General features: G+C 62.1%; 16 protein-coding genes. 10 read left to right on the top strand and 6 right to left on the bottom strand.

Annotated elements, in window-relative coordinates:
* Positions 1-173: 173 nt before the first annotated feature.
* Positions 174-617, bottom strand: coding sequence for an Lrp/AsnC family transcriptional regulator (locus tag HNO79_RS10670; protein ID WP_010514929.1), 444 nt, complete (start codon positions 615-617; stop codon positions 174-176).
* Between the two features lie 140 nt (positions 618-757).
* On the opposite strand from HNO79_RS10670, the gene alr reads away from it, so the two are divergent.
* Complete coding sequence (gene alr / locus HNO79_RS10665; RefSeq protein WP_010514928.1) at positions 758-1,903, top strand: alanine racemase; 1,146 nt, start codon at positions 758-760, stop codon at positions 1,901-1,903.
* A 34-nt stretch (positions 1,904-1,937) separates the two neighbouring features.
* Positions 1,938-3,194: a D-amino acid dehydrogenase gene (locus HNO79_RS10660; protein WP_214164613.1), complete on the top strand. Its 1,257-nt coding sequence runs from the start codon at positions 1,938-1,940 to the stop codon at positions 3,192-3,194.
* A gap of 3 nt (positions 3,195-3,197) precedes the next feature.
* Here the strand turns inward: HNO79_RS10660 and HNO79_RS10655 are convergent, their stop codons facing one another.
* A complete protein-coding gene (locus tag HNO79_RS10655; protein ID WP_214164612.1) occupies positions 3,198-4,157 on the bottom strand; it encodes a LysR family transcriptional regulator in 960 nt (319 codons plus the stop codon).
* A gap of 172 nt (positions 4,158-4,329) precedes the next feature.
* Here HNO79_RS10655 and HNO79_RS10650 point away from each other — a divergent pair, with 172 nt between their 5' ends.
* The 3 genes from HNO79_RS10650 to HNO79_RS10640 are packed head-to-tail and all read left to right on the top strand — an operon-like array spanning position 4,330 to position 8,569.
* The gene (locus HNO79_RS10650) at positions 4,330-5,925 is read left to right on the top strand and encodes an MFS transporter (RefSeq protein WP_048856560.1); all 1,596 of its coding nucleotides are present in this window, start codon (positions 4,330-4,332) and stop codon (positions 5,923-5,925) included.
* A gap of 18 nt (positions 5,926-5,943) precedes the next feature.
* On the top strand, positions 5,944-7,020 hold the full coding sequence (locus HNO79_RS10645; protein WP_214164611.1) for an HlyD family secretion protein: 1,077 nt from the start codon (positions 5,944-5,946) through the stop codon (positions 7,018-7,020).
* Positions 7,007-8,569 carry an efflux transporter outer membrane subunit gene (locus tag HNO79_RS10640; protein ID WP_214164610.1) on the top strand — a complete coding sequence of 521 codons (1,563 nt, stop codon included), beginning with the start codon at positions 7,007-7,009 and terminating at the stop codon, positions 8,567-8,569. Before HNO79_RS10645 ends, HNO79_RS10640 begins: the two co-directional genes overlap by 14 nt.
* Before the next feature lie 112 nt (positions 8,570-8,681).
* Here HNO79_RS10640 and HNO79_RS10635 read toward each other — a convergent pair whose 3' ends face one another.
* Complete coding sequence (locus HNO79_RS10635) at positions 8,682-10,766, bottom strand: FUSC family protein (protein ID WP_214164609.1); 2,085 nt, start codon at positions 10,764-10,766, stop codon at positions 8,682-8,684.
* An 84-nt stretch (positions 10,767-10,850) separates the two neighbouring features.
* Positions 10,851-12,572, bottom strand: a complete 1,722-nt coding sequence (locus HNO79_RS10630) for an NAD-dependent malic enzyme (protein WP_214164608.1) — start codon at positions 12,570-12,572, stop codon at positions 10,851-10,853.
* Positions 12,573-12,689: 117 nt separating this feature from the next.
* Between HNO79_RS10630 and HNO79_RS10625 the strand changes: the two genes are divergently transcribed.
* Positions 12,690-13,595, top strand: a complete 906-nt coding sequence (locus HNO79_RS10625) for a LysR family transcriptional regulator (protein WP_010514918.1) — start codon at positions 12,690-12,692, stop codon at positions 13,593-13,595.
* 154 nt (positions 13,596-13,749) lie between these two features.
* Here HNO79_RS10625 and HNO79_RS10620 read toward each other — a convergent pair whose 3' ends face one another.
* Positions 13,750-14,763, bottom strand: coding sequence for an isopenicillin N synthase family dioxygenase (locus HNO79_RS10620; RefSeq protein WP_010514917.1), 1,014 nt, complete (start codon positions 14,761-14,763; stop codon positions 13,750-13,752).
* A 234-nt stretch (positions 14,764-14,997) separates the two neighbouring features.
* Positions 14,998-16,218: a sensor histidine kinase gene (locus HNO79_RS10615; RefSeq protein ID WP_214164607.1), complete on the bottom strand. Its 1,221-nt coding sequence runs from the start codon at positions 16,216-16,218 to the stop codon at positions 14,998-15,000.
* Positions 16,219-16,535: 317 nt separating this feature from the next.
* Between HNO79_RS10615 and HNO79_RS10610 the strand changes: the two genes are divergently transcribed.
* The 4 genes from HNO79_RS10610 to HNO79_RS10595 all read left to right on the top strand — a co-directional run bounded on the left by HNO79_RS10610 (position 16,536) and on the right by HNO79_RS10595 (position 22,032).
* Positions 16,536-18,263, top strand: a complete 1,728-nt coding sequence (locus tag HNO79_RS10610; RefSeq protein ID WP_048856523.1) for a carbohydrate porin — start codon at positions 16,536-16,538, stop codon at positions 18,261-18,263.
* 194 nt (positions 18,264-18,457) lie between these two features.
* Positions 18,458-20,878 carry a TonB-dependent receptor gene (locus HNO79_RS10605; protein ID WP_214164606.1) on the top strand — a complete coding sequence of 807 codons (2,421 nt, stop codon included), beginning with the start codon at positions 18,458-18,460 and terminating at the stop codon, positions 20,876-20,878.
* A 31-nt stretch (positions 20,879-20,909) separates the two neighbouring features.
* Positions 20,910-21,599: a Fe2+-dependent dioxygenase gene (locus HNO79_RS10600; RefSeq protein ID WP_010514912.1), complete on the top strand. Its 690-nt coding sequence runs from the start codon at positions 20,910-20,912 to the stop codon at positions 21,597-21,599.
* 226 nt (positions 21,600-21,825) lie between these two features.
* Complete coding sequence (locus HNO79_RS10595) at positions 21,826-22,032, top strand: cold-shock protein (protein WP_007398099.1); 207 nt, start codon at positions 21,826-21,828, stop codon at positions 22,030-22,032.
* The last annotated feature ends 38 nt before the right edge of the window (positions 22,033-22,070 follow it).

Here is a 22,070-nt window from a genome sequence, read left to right as displayed (position 1 = left end):
CTGCCCCGGGTACCTGTCCGGGCCAGAATGCGCCCCAAACCGCAGGCAAATTAACGTGATGCTTCGTGATCCAGCGGTTTTCATCACTTTAGCGGGTACGCCGCCTTTTTGAAAAAGGCGGCACCCAAAATCTTTTATCCCTATTTATCAAACAGATATTTCGAATGTGCAGCCTAACGCTGCACCACAGTGCGGATGGCGAAATTGCTCTGGATCCGGGCCACGCCGGGCATGCGCGACAGTTCTTCCTTATGAATGCGTTCATAATCAGCCGCGTCCCGTGCCTCAACACGAACCAGATAATCGGCATCGCCCGTCATCAGGTAACATTCACGCACGTCGGCGCATTCGCGCACGCGGGCTTCGAACCGACGCAGGCATTCCTCCGTCTGGCGTTCCAGCGTGATCTGCACGATCACGGTGGTCATGCCATGGACCGAACGCTCATCCACCAGCGCGCGATACCCCCGGATCACCCCATCCTTTTCCAGCATCCGCACCCGCCGCAGGCACGCGGACGGGGACAGGCCAACCTTCTGCGCCAGGTCGGCATTGCTGATTCGGCCATCATGGCGAAGGTGGCGCAGTATGGCGTCTGTCAGACGGTCGAATGCCATGGTGAATTTTCCGCTTTTTTTCGTATATAATTGCGTACAGATGATCCGTAATTGCATGAAATTGCTTTAAACGACAGGACATTCTGTTTCTGTCAGCATACGATCAACCTGTTCCACCAGCCCGATGGAGTGCCCGCCCCATGTCCGAACTGCCTTCCCCCCCGCATGCGACCGGGTGGGCCGAACCCGGTGCGGGCGCAATGCTGGAAATCGACCTTGGGGCCATTGCCGCGAATTACCGTCTGCTCGACGCGCGCACGGGCACGGCCACATGTGCGGCCGTGGTCAAGGCAGATGCCTACGGGCTGGGTGCCCACCGGGTCGCGCCCGTGCTGGAACAGGCTGGCGCACATACCTTTTTCGTCGCCCATCTGGAGGAAGGCATCCGCCTGCGGTGCTGCATCTCCCGCTCCTCACGCATTTTTGTCCTGCATGGCCCCATGCCGGGCACCGAAGCCGAATTTACGCATCATGACCTGCTGCCGGTACTCAACAGCATGGAACAGATCGCCGGGTGGCATGCGCATGCGGGCCGGACGGGCACGCCCCTGCCCGCAGCCCTGCAGGTTGATACCGGCATGTCACGCTTCGGCCTGTCCGATACGGATATTGCAACGCTGTCGGCCCGTCCGGACCTGCTGGATGGTATCGATACGCGGCTGGTGATGAGCCACCTTGCCTGTGCCGATACCCCAGCCAGCCCGGCCAACGCCATGCAGCGCGACCGCCTGCGCGCCATGGCGGCCCGCCTGCCCACAGCCCCGCTGGCGCTTTCGGCCTCATCGGGGATTTTCCTTGGGCCGGACTACCATTTCGACCTCGTGCGGCCAGGTGCCGCCCTGTATGGGCTGGCGCCCAACGAAAACGCGCCCAATCCCCTGCGCCCCACGGTGCGGCTGGCCGCGCGCATTGTCCAGCGCCGCGCCATCACCACAGGCGACGGCGTGGGCTATGGCCTGACATGGCGGGCCACCGGGCCGCGCCGGATCGCGACGCTTGGCATTGGCTATGCCGATGGCTTCCTGCGCCACGGCGCCGATGGCGGCGGCTGTGCCTGGCTGGGGGAATACCGGCTGCCGATCCTGGGCCGCATTTCCATGGATTCCACCACAGTCGACGTGACCGATGTGCCCGACAGCGTCATGGCGCGCGCCACGCATGTGGACATGATCGGCCCACGCCGCAGCGTGGATGATGTCGCCCGGTCCGCCGGCACCATCGGCTACGAGGTGCTGACGGCGCTGGGATCCCGTTTCCATCGCGCATACCTGACACAGGCGGCGTGATACGTTTCCACCTGCCAGGGAAGGCAACTGTGTAATGAAAATCATCGTTCTGGGTAGCGGTGTCGTCGGTGTGACATCGGCATGGTACCTTGCGCAGGCCGGACACGAGGTCACGGTCGTGGACCGCCAGCCTGAAGCCGGCCTTGAAACCAGCTTCGCCAATGCGGGTCAGGTCTCGCCGGGGTATTCGTCGCCATGGGCGGGGCCGGGCGTGCCGCTGAAATCGATCAAGTGGCTGCTGATGAAGTACCGCCCCTTCGTATTCTGGCCCATGCCCGACCCGCATCTGTGGAAATGGCTGGTGCAGATGCTGGAAAACTGCACCGCCACCGCGTACGACCGCAACAAGGGTCGCATGGTGCGGATTGCTGAATACAGCCGCGACATGATGATGGAACTGCGCATCAGCACCGGCATCACCTATGATGACCGACAGCAGGGCACGCTGCAGGTATTCCGCACGCAAAAGCAGCTTGATGGCATTGCGGGGGACATCCGCGTGCTTGAGCAGTACAACGTGCCCTATGAAATACTGACGCGCGAAGGCTGCGTGAAGGCCGAACCGGGGCTGGGCACATCAGCGCACAAGATCGTGGGTGGCCTGCGCCTGCCGGGTGACGAGACGGGGGATGCGTTCCTGTTTACCCAGCGTCTTGCCGCGCTGGCGGCAAAGGCGGGTGTGGCCTTCCATTATGATACCCGCATCCGCACCATGACCAGCGATGGCGGCCGCATTACCGGGATCGAGACCAGCCGTGGCCAGATGGCGGCGGATTCATATGTCCTGTCACTGGGCAGCTATTCGCCGGCCATGGTACGCCACCTCGGGCTGGACCTGCCGATCTACCCGGTCAAGGGATATTCGCTGACCGCTGATATCGTGAATGAAAAACAGGCCCCCGTCTCCACCATCATGGATGAGACATTCAAGATCGGTATTACCCGCCTTGGCGAACGCATCCGCGTGGGCGGCACGGCGGAACTGGCCGGGTTCAGCACGAAGCTGCGCGCGCCACGGCGCGAGACGCTGGAACATTCGGTTACCGACCTGTTCCCCGGTGGCGGCAATATTCCCGCCGCCCGGTTCTGGACCGGACTGCGGCCTATGACGCCCGATGGCACGCCCATCATCGGCCGCACGAAATATGACAACCTGTTCCTCAACACCGGGCATGGCACACTGGGCTGGACCATGGCCTGTGGATCGGGCCGGGTTCTGGCGGACATCATGTCGAACCGCATGCCCGAAATCCCGTACGAGGATCTGGGCGTCGTGCGCTACGGGCAGTAACCCCTATCCCCCCGCCAGCACCGGGGCAGGGGAAAACCCGTCAGGCGGGACATCCCCACGGTGGCGCACGACCTGATACACCGTCTGGCGCAGCCAGCGATGCACCGGGTCGCTGTCGCGCCGGGGGTGCCATGCCTGAAACGAATGCACCGGGGGCAGGTCGAACGGGAACTCGAATTCCTCAAGGTGCATGGAACGTATGGGCAGGTAATCGATGGCGATACCCGGCAGTGGCAGGATCATGTCCGTCATACGCAGCGTTTCAACCATGGCGTAATAGGTGGGAACGACCATCACGACCCGGCGCTTCAGCCCGAAACGCTCCTTCAGCACCGTATCGATCGGCCCGTGCGGCCGCCCCCGGCGCGAGACACTTATATGCTCGTACCGCGCGACCGAGGCCGGGGTGATCCCTTCGGCCAGAATGGGGTGCCCAGCACGCACCAGTGCCCTGAACGAGGTAGGAAAGATGCTCTGGCGCCGTATTTCCGAACGCATGTCATCGGATGCGCCCAGATAGAGGTCGATCCGCCCTTCACGCAGGTCGTTGCTGGGTTCTTCATCCGTCTCCGGGGCAAAGGTAATGGTGCAACCGGGGCAGTCGCGCCGCAGCGCCGCAAGGATTTCAGCGCCGAACGCCCCCACGATCAGGTCATTGGCCCGCAGGGTGAAATGGGGCGACAGGCCCGCAAGGTCGAGGGTGTCCTGCTCCTCCAGAAGGGAGTCCGCGCTTTCAACCAGCGCCTGGACCCGTTCACGGATACCCAGCGCAAACGTCGTTGCAACCAGCCTGCGCCCCGACGCGACAAGGATGGGATCACCAAAGACCACGCGCAGCTTGGCGAGGCTACGGCTCATGGCGGCCTCGCTCATCTGCAGCCTGCGTGCGGCGTGGGAGACGCCTTCTTCCTCGATCAGGGCCTGAAGGCTGCGCAGCAGGTCGAGATCATACCGTTTCCTCATGCCCCTGCGTGTCTTCCCCACCATGCAAACCGGAACGCGACCGTCCCGATTATCCTGAAAAAACGAATTTGACCAATCCGTAAAATGAAGGTGTCACCCTACGCGATCATGGGTATTCGCGCACGCCCACCGCGCCGATCATGTGCCTGTTTTCCCATCGGGACAGATAAATGTGAACGCCGCCCACGCTCCCCCTTCCTATATTCCGCCCTTTGGCATCCGCACGGTCGTGGGGTGCCTTGGGGTGCTGCTGGCCGTGCATGTCGCCGGTTTCAACGAACACATCACGGAAATCGGCCTGCCCGATATCCGTGGGGCCATGCATATCGGCCACGACGAGGGAACGTGGTTCATTTCCATCTATGAATGTTTCAACATCGCGGCGATGGCGTTCACGCCGTGGTTCTACGTCACGTTTTCCATCTACCGCTTTACCCTGTTCATGACGGCACTGCTGGGGCTTCTGGCCATTCCCGCGCCCTACATGCCCGACATGACCACACTGTGCATCCTGCGTGCGGTGCAGGGGCTGTCGGCGGGGTGCCTGCCGCCCATCCTCATGACCGTCATGCTCAAATACCTGCCTGCGCCGCTGCGGGTATTCGGCATTGGCGGATACGCCATGAGTGCCACCTTCGGCCCCAATCTTGGCGGCCCGCTGGAGGCGATGTGGTTCGAACATGTCGGCTGGCGGTGGCTGTACTGGGAAACACTGCCGCTGTGCGCGGTCGCGGTCCTCATGATCGGGTGGGGACTGCCGCGCGATCCATCGCACTGGGAACGGTTCCGCAATTTCAACTGGCGCGGCTTCATGCTGGGGGTTCCGGCCATCATGTGCGTGGTGACCGTACTGTATCAGGGGGACCGGCTGGACTGGTTCCGCTCCCCCGTCATCACGCACCTGACATTCTGGGGCGGGGCGCTGTTCATTGCCTTCCTTGCGCATGAATGGTTCCACCACAGCCCATTCTTCCGCATCCAGTTCTGGGGCAATCGCAACATCGCCATGTCGCTGCTGACGCTGGTGGCGTCCCTCATGATCTGCGGGCTCATGACGGAAATCCCGTTCACCTACCTTGCCGACATACGCGGCTACCGCCCTGTTCAGGCAGCCCCCGTCGCGCTGGTCGTGGCCCTGCCGCAACTGGTCCTGCTGCCGTTGACGGCGGCGATATGCAACATCCGTGCGGTGGACTGCCGGTACGTGCTGGCCATCGGCCTTGTCTGCCTTGGGGTCGCGGCATGGCTGGGCACGTGGCTGACGCCCGACTGGGTGCGTGACAATTTTCTGGTCATCCAGATCCTCCAGGTGTTCGGGCAGCCGATGGTGGTGATTCCCACCCTCATGCTGGCCGCACTGGGGCTGGGTCCTGCGGACGGGCCAATGATCTCGGGCATGGTGAACATGCTCAAGGGCATGGCCAACGCCATTGCCACCGCCCTGTTCGAAGTCATGCTGCGCCGTCGCGAGCAGTATCATTCCACCATGCTGCTGGACCTTCACGGCACGCATGGCACGGCGCTGTCGGGCATGGGCGATCCCATTTCCGGGCAGATCGCGGCCACATCGCCCGATGCCGGGCATGTGGCGCGCAACGCACTGCAGATTTTCCATACCTACGTGCATGAACAGGCCACCGTGCTGGCGCTGGCGGACATCTACCTGCTGGTCATGTGGATCTGTGCCTTTTTCCTTGTCCTGGCGGCCATCCTGCCCGGACGCGTCTACCCCCCGCGTGCGCCGGTCCCCGCACCCGCCGCGCACTGAATGATCGGGTCCGAAACAATGCCCCACAAGAAACCCATCATCCTCGCTGGTGCCACGGTCGTTGTCCTGCTTGCGGCCGCCTGGACCGCCGACCGGCTGGTATCGGGCAATGGCACCAGCGAATATACCAACGATGCTTATGTCACAGCGGATTTCACCACCGTGGCACCCAAGGTACCCGGCCGTATCGACCGCGTGATCGCGCAGGATAACGAGGCCGTCCACCCCGGCGAGGAACTGGCCCATATCGAGGACGAAGACTACCGCGCCGCACTGGAAACCGCCACGGGTGAACGCGAGGCGGCACAGGGGGACGTGGCGAACCTCGAAGCCGAACTGGTGCGCCAGTCGGCCCTGATCGCGCAGGCCCGCGCCAGCGTCAGCGCAGATCAGGCGCAGCTTGTCTTTGCACGGCAGAATGCCCGGCGATACCACAACCTGGCGACAGACGGGTCCGGCACGCTGGAACAGAATCAGGACAGCGCCGCCCGCCTCCTGGAAGCGCAGGCCCGCCTGGACCATGACAACGCGGCGGTCGAAGCCGAAACCGATCAGGTCGCGGTCCTGCGCGCGCGTCTGCTGCATGCGCAGGGTGCGCTGGAACAGGCACGCGGGCGTGAACATACGGCGGGGCTGAACCTGTCCTACTGCACCATTCCCGCCCCGGTCGAAGGCGTGGTTGGTGAGCGTGGCGTGCGCGTGGGCGCCTATGTCCATGCGGGCACGGCCCTGCTGGCGGTGGTGCCGACACAGGCGGCCTACGTTCTGGCCAATTTTCAGGAAACGCAGTTGACCCATGTCCGCACCGGGCAGCGCGCGACCATATGGGTCGACACCTTCCCCGGTCATCCGTTGCATGCCCATGTGGACAGTCTGGCGCCCGCCACCGGCGTCGCCTTTGCCCCGATCCAGCCGGACAACGCCACCGGCAACTTTACCAAGGTAGTGCAGCGCATTCCCGTCAAGCTGGTGTTCGACCCCGGACAGAAGCTGGCGGGACTGGTCCGCGTTGGCATGTCGGTCGAAGCCCGAATCGATACCATCACCCCGCCGGACGGCCCCCACGCGACGGAGGCCCGCTATGCCTGGCAGTAACGCCACCATGCAGGCCCCCCGCCGCGCGCGGGCACTGCTGGCCTGTGGCATGACCGCGCTGCTGGTCACCGGCTGCACGGTCGGCCCCAATTACCACCGCAGGCCGCAGCCCGCGCCTGCCGCATGGCATGACAGCCTGCCGCCCGCCGAAAGCCACGTCACTGACGCCACGATTGGCGCGCAGTGGTGGACCATTTTCAATGATGCCACCCTGACCGCGCTGGAAGCACAGGTGGCGCAGGACAATCTTGACCTGAAGGCCGCATCGTGGCGCTTCGCCCAGAGCATGGCCGAACGCCGTATTGCAAGTGCCGCGCAGTTTCCCCATGCCGAAGCCAATGCGTCCTACGCCCGCGAACGCGCCAGCACCAATGGCGTGCTGGGCCTGCTGGGCACCATGGAACAGCAGGGCGCGGGCACGATCGCCAGCGGCACGCAGGGCTTCGGCCCCACGGCCATGCCCGGATCGATCGGCAACCCGTCCTTCAACCTGCCCCAGTATGGCATGAGCGCATCATGGGAGGTGGACCTGTGGGGACATGTGCGCCGTCAGGTCGAAGCCGCCACCGCCGCCATGCACGCGACCGAAGACATGCGTCGCGGGCTTCTGGTCTCGCTTATGGCGGAAACGGCGCAGGACTACCTTGACCTGCGTGGCGTGCAGGCGCGCATGGCCATTGTCCGGCAGAACATCGACCTGGCCAGTCGCACGCTGCACCTGACCACGCGCCGCCTGAACGAAGGGGCGGCAACGCGCATGGACATGGCCGATGCGGCAGGGCAGTACGAGGAGTTCCGCTCCCGCCTGCCGGTCCTGCAGGATCAGGAAGCACACCTGCTCAACGCACTGAGCTTTCTGGTCGCGCGCGAACCCGGCGCACTGACCCAAAGCCTTGGGCCGGGGGGGAACGTGCCGCCCGTGCCGCGTGACATTCCGGCGGGCCTGCCCTCCCAACTGGCGGAACGCAGGCCAGACATCCTCATGGCGGAGGAACGGCTGCACGCCGCCACCGCCAGCATTGGCGTCGCCATTGCCGATTTCTTCCCGCGCGTGACCCTGTCGGGCAGTCTGGATGTGCAGGCGCTGCAGTTCAGCGGGCTGGGAAGCTGGGCATCGCGCCAGTACGGTTTCGGCCCGACCGCGACGTTTCCCATATTCGAGGGTGGACGGCTGACGGGGCAGCTTCGCCTGCGCAAAGCCCAGCAGAAGGAGGCCGCGATCATGCTGCAGCGCACGATGCTCAAGGCATGGCAGGAAATCGATGATGCGATGGCCGACCTGTCATCGGCCCAGAACCAGCGCGACCGGCTGGCCGCCGCCGTGGACCAGAACCAGATTGCCGTGCGCACCGCACAGCGCCAGTATACCGAAGGTTCGGCCGCGTTCCTGAACGTGCTGGAAATGCAGGACCGGCTGCTGGATACGCAGTCGCGCCTGATCGAGGCGGATGTCGCGGTCTCGACTTCCGTCACGCATCTGTATCGTGCACTGGGCGGTGGATGGGAAAGCCGTTATCCCCTGCCCCAGCCGCGTCGGAAAAAGGGCTGAAAAACAAAATAGGGTTTTGGTGGCGCTCTGTTCAAAAGCTTCAGATAAACACCGTCTTTTTGTAAAAAGACGGCACCCGAAACCGTTTATCGGTTCCCCGATATAACAGGGATTATTCCACTCCCGCCGCCATGGCGGCAACACAGGCAGTCGCCGTACGGCTGATCCCGTCAAGGCAGGCCAGGACCTCCAGCAGTCTGCCATTGCCGGGATCGGCCTTTTCCATGCGGGCCAGCCGCCGGCGCGTGGCCCGGACCACGGCTATGCCGCGCGGGCTGACGGGCCGATAACGCACCAGCGCGCGCAGCAGCGCGGTAATCACGTCTGACACCGTATCGCGCCGCTGCCGCTTGAGCTGGCGCAGCAGCAGAATATTCAGGCCAACGGACGAAAACATGAGCATAAGCCGGATACCGGACGCAGCGGAGGTATCCTTTTCGTGCGTTGCATGGCGCACCATGCGCCCGATGCGGTCCACGCTGGTGCCAATCCACCATTGGGGCGACGGTGGCAGGGGGACAAGGCACAGCCGCCGCAGTTCACCACGTATGTGCATGCCAAAGCGCAGCCGTTCATCCCGCGCACGGAATGGCAGGACCAGCCGGAACACCAGCACGCTCAGCCCCACCGCCAGCACGGTATGGAAGGCGCCGTTCAGGAACGTGACTTCATCCACCCGGCTCTGGTTCCCGGGCATGAGCAGGTTGGGCATCAGCAGCCCGTACGCCGCAGCGGCCCCCGCCGTGCCCCGGTTGCATTTGGCAAGCCCGCCCACAAACAGGAATATGCCCAGCGCGAAGGCGAATTCCTCATAGTCCGTCAGGTAGGGCAGTATCCATAAATCAAGACTGCCCGCCGCGATGGCTGACCACACGGCCCCCGACAGGAAGCGGGTCGTGCCCACGACCGGGTTTTCACGCGTGGCGAACAGGCCGCAGACCAGCGTGGTAATGGCAATGAACCCCATGCCACCGGGCCATGCCGTACATTCATATACAAAAGCCGCCAGCATGATGGCCGCGGCCCCCCGCAACCCGTTATAAAACGCCAGCCGGATATCGCGGTGTCCCCCCAGATGAAACCGGAAGCGGTCATGCGGCGGCGGGCTGAAAATGGCATGGCAGTGGTCCAGCGCCGTTTCCAGATCCACCATCGTCGCCGCCAGCACGCCATGGGTAATGCGGTCCATTTCCTGCCTGCCATGCGCCGCACGCCGCGCGAACAGGGCGCGCAGGTGCACCACCTGATCGTGCACGGCATCCAGCGCGCCGGATTTCAGCCGACACGCTGCAAGCCGGTCGCATAAATGCAGCAGTTGCCCCCGCGTGTCCTCCAGCGCCCCATCATCCGCCAGCACCACCCGCTCCGCTCCGCCGGACAGGCCGACAAGACGGGTCACAAGGATCGAGACCTCCGCCAGAACAGCACGGGCATGATCGCCCGCATGCACCTGCCGCCCCATTTCTATGGCCGGGAATTCCAGCCCCTGATGGACCGATACCACCATGTCCGAAAATTCACCGGCATGGACCAGCGTATCGCGGTCATGCAGCACGATTTCACGCAGCAGCACCGCCAGACGGTGCAGCACGTTTTCCACCTGCGCCACCATGGTCGCCCGTGCGCGGGTGGGCAGGCCGATGGTGAACAGCATGGCCATTCCCGCCTCGCACACCACACCAAGGACAATATAGGTGGCGCGTGAAATTCCGATGAAAAAGACATTATCCGGTTCGGATGCTGCCGCCACCGCAATGATCGAGCAGGTATAGCCCGACAGCACGAACGCATAGGAACGGAAGTTCAGGCAGAACGTCGCCAGAAAACTGCACAACCCGATCCATGTCGCCACGGCAGGAAAGAACAGCCATGACTGCTGCGGAAAGGCGGCGATGAACACCACCGCGGCAACCGCGCCAGCCAGCGTACCCACGATACGCCACCGCGCCTTGGACATACTTTCGCCCCGGCGCACCTGGGCCACCGACCATACGGTGGCGACCGCCCATTGCGGGCTGTCCAGTTCCATCCACAACGCAATGGCCAGCGCCACGATGGAGGCAATGGTATTGCGCAACGCGAACGCCACGGCCTGCGGCGTGGGGCAGAACAGCCAGTGCAGCATGCGCCCGTCCACAGGCCAGCGCATGATCGGCCACCGCACGTCCGGACCGGGCATAAAGCGGGAAATATTCATCTGATCCTGCCCGTCATGGCATGGCGGACACGTTTTACTTCGCCTTACCGAAGCCGTTTGCCCATGGAAATCGCAGTGGAGAGCCTAGCGGGTGGGGTCCAGCCGGTCATACGGACGATACCGCGCGGTCCAGACAGCATCCTTCAGCGCAGCCTCAAGCGTTTCGGACGATGCCTGCGGGGCCACGCCTTCCGCCTGCCCCTGCCGGATGACGGCACGCGCCACGGCCATGGCCACGGTGCGCAGTTCGGACACGGGAGGCAGCAGAGGTACCGTCGCCTGATCATCCACCCCGGCGGCGGGAGAAAGCCCTGCCAGCGCGTGGGCGGCGGCAAGGAACATGCCATCCGTCATGCGCGTAATGCCACCTGCCACCACCGCAAGGCCAACTCCGGGAAAGACATAGGAATTGTTGATCTGGTCCACCGGGCGGCTGTGTCCGTCATAGTCCACTGGCGCGAACGGACCACCGGTCCCGATGATTGCGCGCCCCCCCGTCCAGTCCAGCAGATCGGCGGGCGTTGCCTCGATATTGGCCGTGGGATTGGACAGGGCAAAAATGACCGGACGGGCGGACTGATCCGCCATCGGGGCCACGATGTCACGGGTAAATGCCCCGCCCTGCCCCGATGTCCCGATCAGCATGGTGGGACGGACGTTCTTCATGACCTCGGCCAGCGTGACATGATCAGCATCAGCCACATTCCACGTCGCCGCGATATCGGCGGGCTGCGCGAAGGGGCGCTGGCCTTCGGTCACGCCGTCCATCCCCTCACGCACAAGCCCGTTGAGATCGACCATGAAGAAACGGCGGTTTGCTTCCCCGGGCGTCATGCCATCCGCCACCATCATCTGCGCCAGCAGGTCGGCAATGCCGCACCCGGCACCACCCGCGCCGAAAATGACGATGCGCTGGTCAGACAGCGGGGCCGCGCCGGCGCGGATCGCGGCCAGCAGCGCACCCGCCGTCACCCCCGCCGTGCCCTGGATATCATCGTTATAGGTGCACATCCCGTCGCGATAACGGCGCAGGATGCGCAGCGCATCCGCGCCCGACAGATCTTCCCAATGCAGGGCGATATTGGGCCATCGCGCGTTCACGGCAGCCACGAATTCCGCAATGAAGGCATCATAATCCGCCCCGCGCACGCGTTCGTGCCGCCAGCCGATATATTCCGGGTCTTCCAGCAGGGTCGCATTATCGGTGCCGACATCCAGCAGGACGGGCAATGCGCGGGCCGGGTCCAGGCCGCCACAGGCGGTGTAGAGCGACAGCTTGCCAATGGGGATGCCCATGCCATTGGCCCCCTGGTCGCCAATGCCCAGAATGCTGCCACCGTCACTGGCCACGATCACGCGTACCCCGTCCCATTGCGGGTCCGACAGGATGTCGGCAATGCGGCCACGATCCGCGTATGTCAGGAACAGGCCACGCGGACGGGTCCAGATATGGCTGAATTCCCGGCATGCCCGGCCAATCGCGGGGGTGTAGATAATGGGCAGCCACGCCTCCAGCGCCTGATCAATGATGGCGTAGAACAGCGTTTCGTTACGATCCTGGATTTCACGCAGCGCAATATGTCGCGAAAAATTGTCCGGCAGCGCCGCCAGTCGCGCACGGGCAAGGTCGACCTGTTCCTCCAGTGTGGCGACACGTGCGGGCAGCAGGCCATGCAGCCCAAACAGGTCACGTTCACGCCTGTCGAATGCATTTCCCTTGTTCAGAACTGGACAATCCAGAAGTTCCCTGCCGGACAGCGCCGTTTTGAGGGAAGTATGAGACATGGACCGTACTGTATCCGACATAAGAACCCGATATTGCGATAACAGTGGAAGGGTGCGCAGAATACGGATCTGCACATCTTCGTGTAGGGCATGCGGTTGCACGCCAACCGTACGCCAGACGCAATCATGGAATGCCACATGTCGGATGAGATCAGTGACCTGAAGTTTTTCTGCATCCTGACCGCAGCGGGCAGCATTGCCGGATGCGCACGCGCCATGGGCATGTCATCCGCCGCCATGAGCCGCCGCCTGAGCGCAATGGAATTCCGTCTGGGCACCCGGCTGGTCACGCGCACGTCGCGCCATTTCGCCCTGACGGCGGAAGGCCAGCGCCTGCACGAACACGCAGTCAGGATCATGCAGGAAGTGGAGGAAGCCGAAGCCGAACTGACCGCGCGCGCCGGTATCCCGCATGGGCTGCTGCGGGTGGGCGTGCCATCGGAAATCGGGCGGAAACTGCTGGCCGGTGTCGTGGCCGCCTTTGTGGGGCAGTACCCCGATGTCACCGTGCACCTGACCCTGTCCGATGCGGGGCTGGATGTGATTGATGACGGGCTGGACATTGCCATCCGCCCCGGCATGCCGTCGGATCAGGAAGTCATGACCACCAGCCTGATCAACAGCCGCCGCGTGGTCTGCGCATCGCCGGAATACAGCGCGCGCAAGGGACTGCCCACGACACCGCATGACCTGCTGAAACATGACTGCATCTGCCTGATCCGCCGCCAGCGCATATTCAATGAATGGGCCTATCTGGATGGAAAGGTGCGCAAGGAAATTCACGTCACTCCGCGCCTTGCCACATCCAGCAGCGAAGTCGTGCATGACTGGGCGGTCAGCGGGCGCGGCATTGCGCTGAAGGTGCTGTGGGATATTGCCGATGACCTGAAATGCGGCCGGCTGATCGAATGTCTCAGCACCTATGCGTGGGAGGACGTGACGCTGTATGCCGTCTATCCCTCCCGCGCGCACCTGCCCTCACGCACGCGGTTTTTCCTGGATTTCGTGCGGCGTGAACTGCGCCAGAACTATTTCGGGACGTGACCGCCATCCCCTGAAGGTTGCCTGAACAAACTACCTGCAAATCTGCTGGAAGTTTGTGATGATGCTTTTTCAGAAAGCGTCGCCTTGGTTTCAACAAGGCAACGACCAAAAAGTTTTTACCTTTTATATCAATGATTTATTATCGGACAGCTTCTTACGTGCGGCTCCCGTAATTGGCGCGGATGCGTTCATCCAGATAGTCGCGGGCGGTAATGGGGGCGTATTTCTTCTGCGGCCCCTGAATGACCGCATCGCGGTTGGCCTGACAGAAAAACGGCAGTGACAGACGTGGCCCCAGATATTCATCGCGCCGGGGCATACGCACACGATGCAGGGTGGATTTCAGGCGGTCGTCGCTCCAGCGCATCAGCATGTCACCAATATTGCACGTCACCGCGCCAGCCACCGGTGGTACGTCCGTCCATGCCAGTGTCGTATCCGCATCCTTGCCGGGACAGACCTGCAGCCCCCCCTGCCCCGGTCGCTGGTGCAGCAGGGTCAGGCAGTCGAAATCGGAATGGGCACCGGCACGCCAGAATTCGAAATCCTCGTCCTTCGCGTTTTCCATGCTCATGTAATGGATCAGGCGCAGGGTACTCTGGTATTCAGCGGATGCGGGATCATGATTGTGGGTAAAGAAATCCGCATCGAACCCCAGCCTGAGGGCAAAACACGACAGGATTTTCATCCCCAGTTCCCAGTTCTGGTGCTCGAAACGCTGCATGCGGGCCTGAAATCCGGGCAATACGCTTTCGTCGGGCCATATGTCACTGCCCATCTGTGACAGGGTGATCTGGTAGGATTCCTTGTTATCCGGTGTCCCGGTGGATGGGCGGACCTGCGCGCGGTATTCCCAGCCCACGTTGGACCCCGGACGACGGGCGTAATGCGCCTTTTCATCCATCGGCAGGTCAAAGAACCGGCCCGCAGCGGCAAAGGCGGCATCCACGTCCGCCGGGTCAATGCCGTGATTGATGACCTGAAAAAAGCCGACCTGCGTCGCGGCGTCCCAGAGTGCATCCGTAATCACGGATTTGCGGCTGTCGTAATCCGACAGGTCGATCTGTGGAATATCACGGGCGACACAGGTGCCGTGGCCGCCAATACGGGCTTCACGATTCAGTTCGGATTGCGCACTGCCATGCAGGGCGGGAGATGAAGTGGACATGCGGTCTTCTCCGGTCAGAAGGTGTGTCCTGCCGGGCACGCAAGGCAGACGGAACATGGCGCGGCCAGACCAGTCCGGCATGGCCGGATGGCGATGGAAAACAGCCTGTCATGTAAGATGTACTGCACGTCAGCGGCCCACTAATCAGGAACAGATTGGTGTGGAGCAATGCCCAGGAAAAATCCCGACCGCTTCTACTCGCTTCGTAACAACAGCATGGACGGGCATTTTCCGTCAAGCGGGAAAACACGCGCTATCCGGCATTCCGGGCAGCCAGACCGTGAAGCACGTCCCCTGTCCCGGCGTGCTGGTGATATCCAGACGCCCACCATGGCGATCAAGGATATGCCGGACAATGGCCAGCCCCAGCCCCGTCCCCTGATCTGCCCCGCGGTACCCGGCGGATTGGGACACACGATAGAACCGTTCAGTCAGGCGCGGCAGGTGCCGCGCTTCGATGCCCGGCCCGTTGTCACGCACTGAAATTGCAAGCCCGCCCCCCTCCTGCCAGTGTGCCCCGATGTCGATACGCGCCACCGCAGGCGGGGCCGGACGGCCATACCGCAGCGCATTTTCACATAGATTGACCAGCACCTGCAGGATCTGGTCCGCATCCCCCCGCAACGTGCCTGCTGGCGCGGGGTGGATGATGACCGCGGCCCGGTCTTCCGCCGGTTTACCCTGAAGTTCGTCATTCAGGCGGGCAAACAGGTCAGACAGCACCACCTGTCCCTGCGGGCGCTGGTGTTCAAGCATCTGCACACGCGACAGGTACAGCAGCCGGTCAATCAGGCGTTGCATCCGCGCGGCCTGCCGGGCCATGATGGCGAGGAATTTCTGCCGGGCCACGGCATCGTTCGCGGCTGGTCCCTGCAGCGTTTCAATAAAACCGATCAGGGCAGCAAGCGGCGTGCGCAGTTCATGGCTGGCATGGGCGACAAAATCGCTGCGGGCGCGATCCAGAGCGTCATGCGCCGTGGCATCCAGCAGCACCACCACGCAGGCTGGATGGCCATGCCATGACCCTGCCCTTGCAAAGCCCTGCACCACCCGGCGCACCGGCACATCGGCCTCGATCCGGACCTCGCGGATGCTACCGGGCTGCAGTTCGGCCACGGCGCGCTGCAGGGCGGGATGGCGGATCAGGGTGCCCAGCCCCTCGGCAAACTCGGCCTGCGCGCGGGCGCCCGCATGCAACAGCCGCCCCCCACGTGACAGCACCACCAGGGCGACCGGCAGTTCGTCAACCGTAACCGTGTCTTCATCCCCGCTGGCCACGGGGTCCGCCCGGGAACGGACGGGATAATAAGGCAGCCGGCGCAGCGGACCGGAAGAAGACGTGACAAGATACACGGCATATCCCCCCACGACCGCACCGGCCACCAGCCCCGCCACCATCAGAACAAGCGCCGTCACCCCATTCTCCCATTCCCGGCCTGCCCCACGGCATGACATGGGCGATACCATGATGGCGGCAAAGCGAAAAGCAGAATGAATTTTGTAATAAAATTACAATTTGTGCGATGCAAAATTAATAAAGTTACACTCAATTTGACATTTGGATAATTTTAAAATATGCATCGATCATCATAAAAATAAAAACAATGGTTGCCAAAATCATGACCCATCCGTTCACGTCCCTTCGCATATCTGTCCGCTTTCCCGATTGCGTCGTGCGTCCACCCGCGCCCTGACCGGGCGGCACGCACCCAAGGCATCCTTGCCGCGTTTTCACGCCCCGCCATCCGGCCCGGCCACGAGAAAATCGACAGATGACACAACAGAACCGCCATATGCCGGACTGGCATGGCCGCACCCCGTTCCCTCATGCATGCAGATGGCTGCTGGCCGTGGGCGCTATGGCCCTGCCCATGACACGTGCCATGGCGCAGGCCATTCCTGCGGCCATGCCGTCCGTCCCCTCACTCGTCACCAATGGCGCGGTTTCGGTCATGCCTTCGACGGGTGTGACACAGGAACAGCAGATCAGCCTCAATATGGATGCCGAACGTCTGGGCCCGACGCCCGAGGCCATCCGTAGGCCGCCCAACACCCCCATTCCGCCCAGCGGCGTACCGGTCTATCCGTCCGCCGGCCTTGCGACCATGAGCGTCGCCCCCGTCAGCAGCCCCGGCGACAGCAAGGCGTTCCACAAGATCGAACTGGACGCCCTTCTGGTCCATCATGAAGGCCCGTCCAGCCTGTTGCCCGAATGGATCGACGCCCAGCATGACAGCGACCTGGAGGACCCGTACTACGTCCCTACCGCAGGCAGCGGCCACCTGGTCCCGCAGCTCAACCCCCTGCGCAAAAGGCTGCTGGACCATGGCGTCAGCTTCGCCTTTACCTACAAGGGCGAAGCGATGGGCGTCATCAATGGCGGCGTGGAACGGGGCATGAGCTACGTGCACGAACTGACCGCGCAGGTGAACTTCGACCTGGAAAAAATGGCGGGGATAACCGGCTGGTCGGTCCATACGCTGGTGATGGAGCGCGCAGGCCACGCCGTAAGCCATGACCGCGTGGGGGAATATTATGTCAATCTGCAGGAAGTCTATGGCCTGTCGGGCAACGTGGTGGCCCATCTGGTGGATTTCTATGCCGAAAAGAAGCTGCTGGACAACCATCTGGACATCACCTTCGGGCGCATGGCGCTGACGCATGTCTTTGCCACCTCGCCCCTGCTGTGTTCGTTCATGGTGACGTGTTCCGCGCCCGTGGCGCTGAAACTGGACCCCGGTTTCAGCGTGTATCCGAAGGCGACGTGGGGTTCGCGCATCCGCATGCGCCCCACCCGCGATACCGCCATCCAGATCGGCGCGTATTCGGTCAATGCCCTGAGCGACAACCCCAGCGGCTGGGCATGGGGCAGCGAAAAGGCGACCGGCATCATGCTGCCTGTCGAATTCACGTGGCAGCCGTTCCTGACCCGCAACCGCCTGCCCGGGCATTACGTGCTGGGCTATGCGCATGACACCACGCGCTATGCGGACCAGATTGGCGTGGGCCTGCCTGCGGCCCTGCAGTCGGCGGCGGGACGGCAGCGTTCGGCACCGATGGACATGTTCTGGTTTGAAGGCGACCAGATGGTCTATCGCCGGGGTGGGCGTAACCAGATGGCGGGTGGCTACCTGATGGCGGGCTATATCCATAATACCCCGCATGTGACCTCGATTTCGGATGAAGCCTATGGTGGTCTGTCCTTTGCCGGTGTCTTTCCATCGCGCGTCACGGACCGGCTGGGCATCATGTATTCGTGGTACCATGTCAGCCACCGCAAGGAGGAAGGCCAGATCCTGCGGTATGAGGCCGGTTATTCACTGGGCAGCAGCGTGCGCGCGCCCCAGACGGACTCCCACATCATAGAAGCCTATTACGCCATTGACGCCATGCCCGGCATACTGGTCCAGCCGGAATTCGAATACATGATCCGCCCGGGGGAGACGAAGCACATTCCCAATGCCGCCCTGGTCGGGCTGAAGGTCATCGCCAACCTGTGACCCGTTTCACGCACAACGGCGCGGGAGCCCTGCATCCGGAAGGATGCAGGGCTTTTTTCCATGCGTCAGATGCAAATGATAATGCGAATTTGTTGCATTTAAGTGACACTGAACGGTGAACTGCCTTTCGTCTTATTGCGAATAATTATCAGGATAGATATGCAGCCTTCATGCAATTAAGAGGCTGTTGCAATATGAAAAACCAGACCATTCGCCAGAAACTCAGGCCTTTTTCCCTGTTTACCGCGTCCATGGCGCTGGCCTGTGCCGCCACGGGCGCGCAGGCCGCGGCACAGGATACGCCGTCCACCACGTCCGCCAGCAGCAGTAACCAGACCGGGACAACCACCACGTCGGGCACCGGTTCACAGGAACAGGACCTGTACAACCATTCGGCCGATACATCCCATGACGTAACCCATGTCACCGCCTCACCGATGAATGTGCTGCATGAATCCATCGGGCTGAGCCGGATGCCACAGGACGCCATGCACACGCCACAGAACGTCAACGTGGTGCCACAGGTGCTAATGCAGCAGCAGAACGTCAAATCCCTTGATGAAGCGCTGAAGAACGTGCCGGGCATCACCGCATCGGTGGGCGAAGGCGAAGGCGGCATGGCGGGCGACCAGTTCCTGATCCGTGGCTTTGCGGCCCAGAACGACATTTATGAAAACGGCCTGCGTGATTTTGGCGTCTATACGCGCGACAGCTTCTATTACGACCATGTTTCGGTCATCAAGGGCCCGTCATCGGAAGTATTCGGTAACGGAACCACGGGTGGCGCGATCAATATCGTGACCAAGACACCGCATCTGGGCAACAGCTATCAGGCCAGTTTTTCGGGCGGCAGCGGGTCCTATTACCGTGGCACGCTGGATGTGAACTATCAGCTGAACAGCACCACCGCCTTCCGCCTGACAGGCATGGGCAATGAAAACAATGTTGTTGGCCGCGACGACATCTATTCCCACCGCTGGGGGATCGCGCCGTCCATTGCCTTCGGTCTGGGCAGGAAAGTGTCGTTTGTTCTGGAATATTTCCACCAGAACGATAACCGCATCCCCGATTACGGCGTGCCGGTGGTCTATTCATCTGCCAACGCCATTGGCCGCCCCGTAACCGAATACGGCGTCAAGCGCACCAACTGGTATGGCACCACCTATGATCAGGATAATTCAAGTACGGACATGATCACCGGCCGCCTGACGGCCAAGGTCAACCCGATCCTGACACTGTATAATGACATGCGTGGCGGCATCTTCCACCGCTATTTCTCTGCATCACAGGAAGCATGTTCGAACTTCAGCAGCGGCGCCACCCTGACGAACAACACGATCAATGGGGTTGCCCCCTCCTCCACCTGCCAGTCCGATTTCTTTTCCTCCAACCCCGCTGCAGCCCAGGTGGCGCGGAATGGCGGGGTGGGCGGTCCCGAGCCCTACCGGCAGAGCGACTGGTCCATACAGGACGTGTTTTCCGGTGTTGCCCGCCTGAAAACCGGGCGGATCCGGCATGAGATCATTGGCGGCTTCGACATTGAATACGTGACCGACCACCGCCAGAACTACGCCTATGGTTCCAACCGGCCCAGCACCAGCCTGCTTGACCCCTCACCCGCCGTGCCCGGCCTGACACTGGGGGACTGTAACCAGTATCCCGACCGGCTGGTCAATATCGGCAATGGCGTGGGCCGCAAGTGCTACAAGGATAGCGACGCGCTGGATGTCGGTTTCTTCCTGTCGGACCAGATCTGGCTGACGAATTACCTGTCAGTCAAGGCAGGCTTCCGCTGGGACAACTGGAACAGCCACTACAGCGCCACCGGCGGCAGCACCGCCACGCCGGACGTGCATTACGGACAGAACGAAACCACCATCAACCCGTCCGTCAGCATCATGTACACCCCGCGCAGCAACCTTATGGTGTATTTCAACTGGTCTGAATCCACCACGCCGCTGAGCATGTACGTCACCAACAGCTCGGAACCCCTGAATTCCAAAAGCGCGACCGCATCCCCCGAACGCAGCAGGCTGTATGAAGTCGGTGCGAAATACAGCGCCTTCCATGACCGCGTCGGTTTCACGGCCGCCCTGTTCCGGCTGGAAAAGAACAATTCGATCCAGACCGACCCCTCCACGGGCGACATCAGCGCGACCAGCGACCAGGAACGCAACCAGGGGCTTGAACTCAGTGCATCGGGCACGCTGCTGCGCAACTGGATGTTCTATGGCACATACGCGCTGTACGATCCCACCATTACCAAGGCCGGTTCCACCACGTCCAAGCAGGGCGGACAGATCCAGTACGTGCCCCATAACCAGGCCACGGCATGGACCAGCTATGAAATCGCCCCGCGCAAGCCGTGGAACATGACCATTGGCGGTGGCATTACATGGCGGCAGGGCGTGTGGCTGGATCAGGCGAACACGGCACGCGTGCCGGCCACGGTGGAATTCGACGCCATGGTGTCGCACCATTTCGCCGACCACTGGAAAGTGGCGATGAACGCCTATAACCTTGATAACCGGCTGAATTACGGCAGCCTGTTTTCAAACCGGGTGACGCCTTCCATCGGTCGGTCGTTCCTGTTCAACATCTCGGCCCAGTACTGATCCACACCCATCATACGCCCAAGGTTCCACCATGCTGCTGCACATTCCCGCCCTGCTGAATGCAGATGAACTGGCCCACTGCCGCGAAACACTGAAAAACGCGCAGTGGACCGACGGGCGCGAGACGGCGGGCCTGCAGTCGGCCAAGGCCAAGAACAACCAGCAACTGCCCCGGGATTCGGAAGCCTGCCGTGAACTGGGGCAGATCGTGCTGCGCGCGCTGGGCCGCAACGCCCTGTTCAACAGCGCGGTGCTGCCCTACCGCGTCAGCCCGCCGCTGTTCAACCGCTACGAAAACGGCATGAGCTTTGGCGCGCATGTGGACAATGCCATCCGGGGCATCGTGGCGGGCGACATCCATACGCGCATCCGCACCGATGTATCCTCCACGCTGTTTTTTTCGGATCCCGATGAATATGATGGCGGCGAACTGACCATGCATGCCAATGGCAACGAACAGGCCATAAAGCTGCCGGCAGGCGACATGGTGCTGTATCCCACTACCGTGCTGCACAGTGTCACGCCGGTCACGCGCGGCAGCCGACTGGCGGCCTTTTTCTGGTCGCAGTCGATGATTGCCGAGGAAAGCCGCAGGCAGATCATGTTTGACCTGGACATGCAGGTGACATCCCTGCGTGAACGGTTGGGGGACGCCGATCCCGCCGTGCTGTCGCTGACCAATATTTACCACAACATGATGCGCCAGTGGTGCCTGCTGTAACCGCTCAGCAGGTGCCCGACAGGAAATATTTCCGCTTTTTAAAATATTTTCCGTGCTATCTGCATGCATCCTCTATATAGGATGTCCCACGGCTGGACTTTTCAGCTACGGACAAGATTTCAAATGCAGCCTCGCTAAGCGGCCTTCTGGCATCCCCGATATAACGAAAAGTCTCGATTCCGCGCATGTTCGCGTGGAGGTGCCGGTTACGCAAGGAGGCCAAGACATGGCCGCAGGAACAGTTAAATGGTTCAACGCCCAGAAGGGCTTTGGATTTATCCAGCCTGATGATGGAAGCGCTGACGCTTTCGTTCACATCTCTGCAGTCGAGCAGGCTGGCCAGCAGACACTGAACGAGGGACAGGCTGTGACCTACGACCTCGAACGGGGCCGCAACGGCAAGTCTTCTGCAGTCAATCTGAAGATTGGCTGATAATTTCGGCAGGAACTCCGGTTCCTGCCGTTTTTATT

The organism is Komagataeibacter oboediens (assembly GCF_018491655.1).
Lineage (GTDB): Bacteria > Pseudomonadota > Alphaproteobacteria > Acetobacterales > Acetobacteraceae > Komagataeibacter > Komagataeibacter oboediens.
Note: the sequence above shows the minus strand (reverse complement) of the source record. Positions and strands in the feature narration are given on the sequence as shown.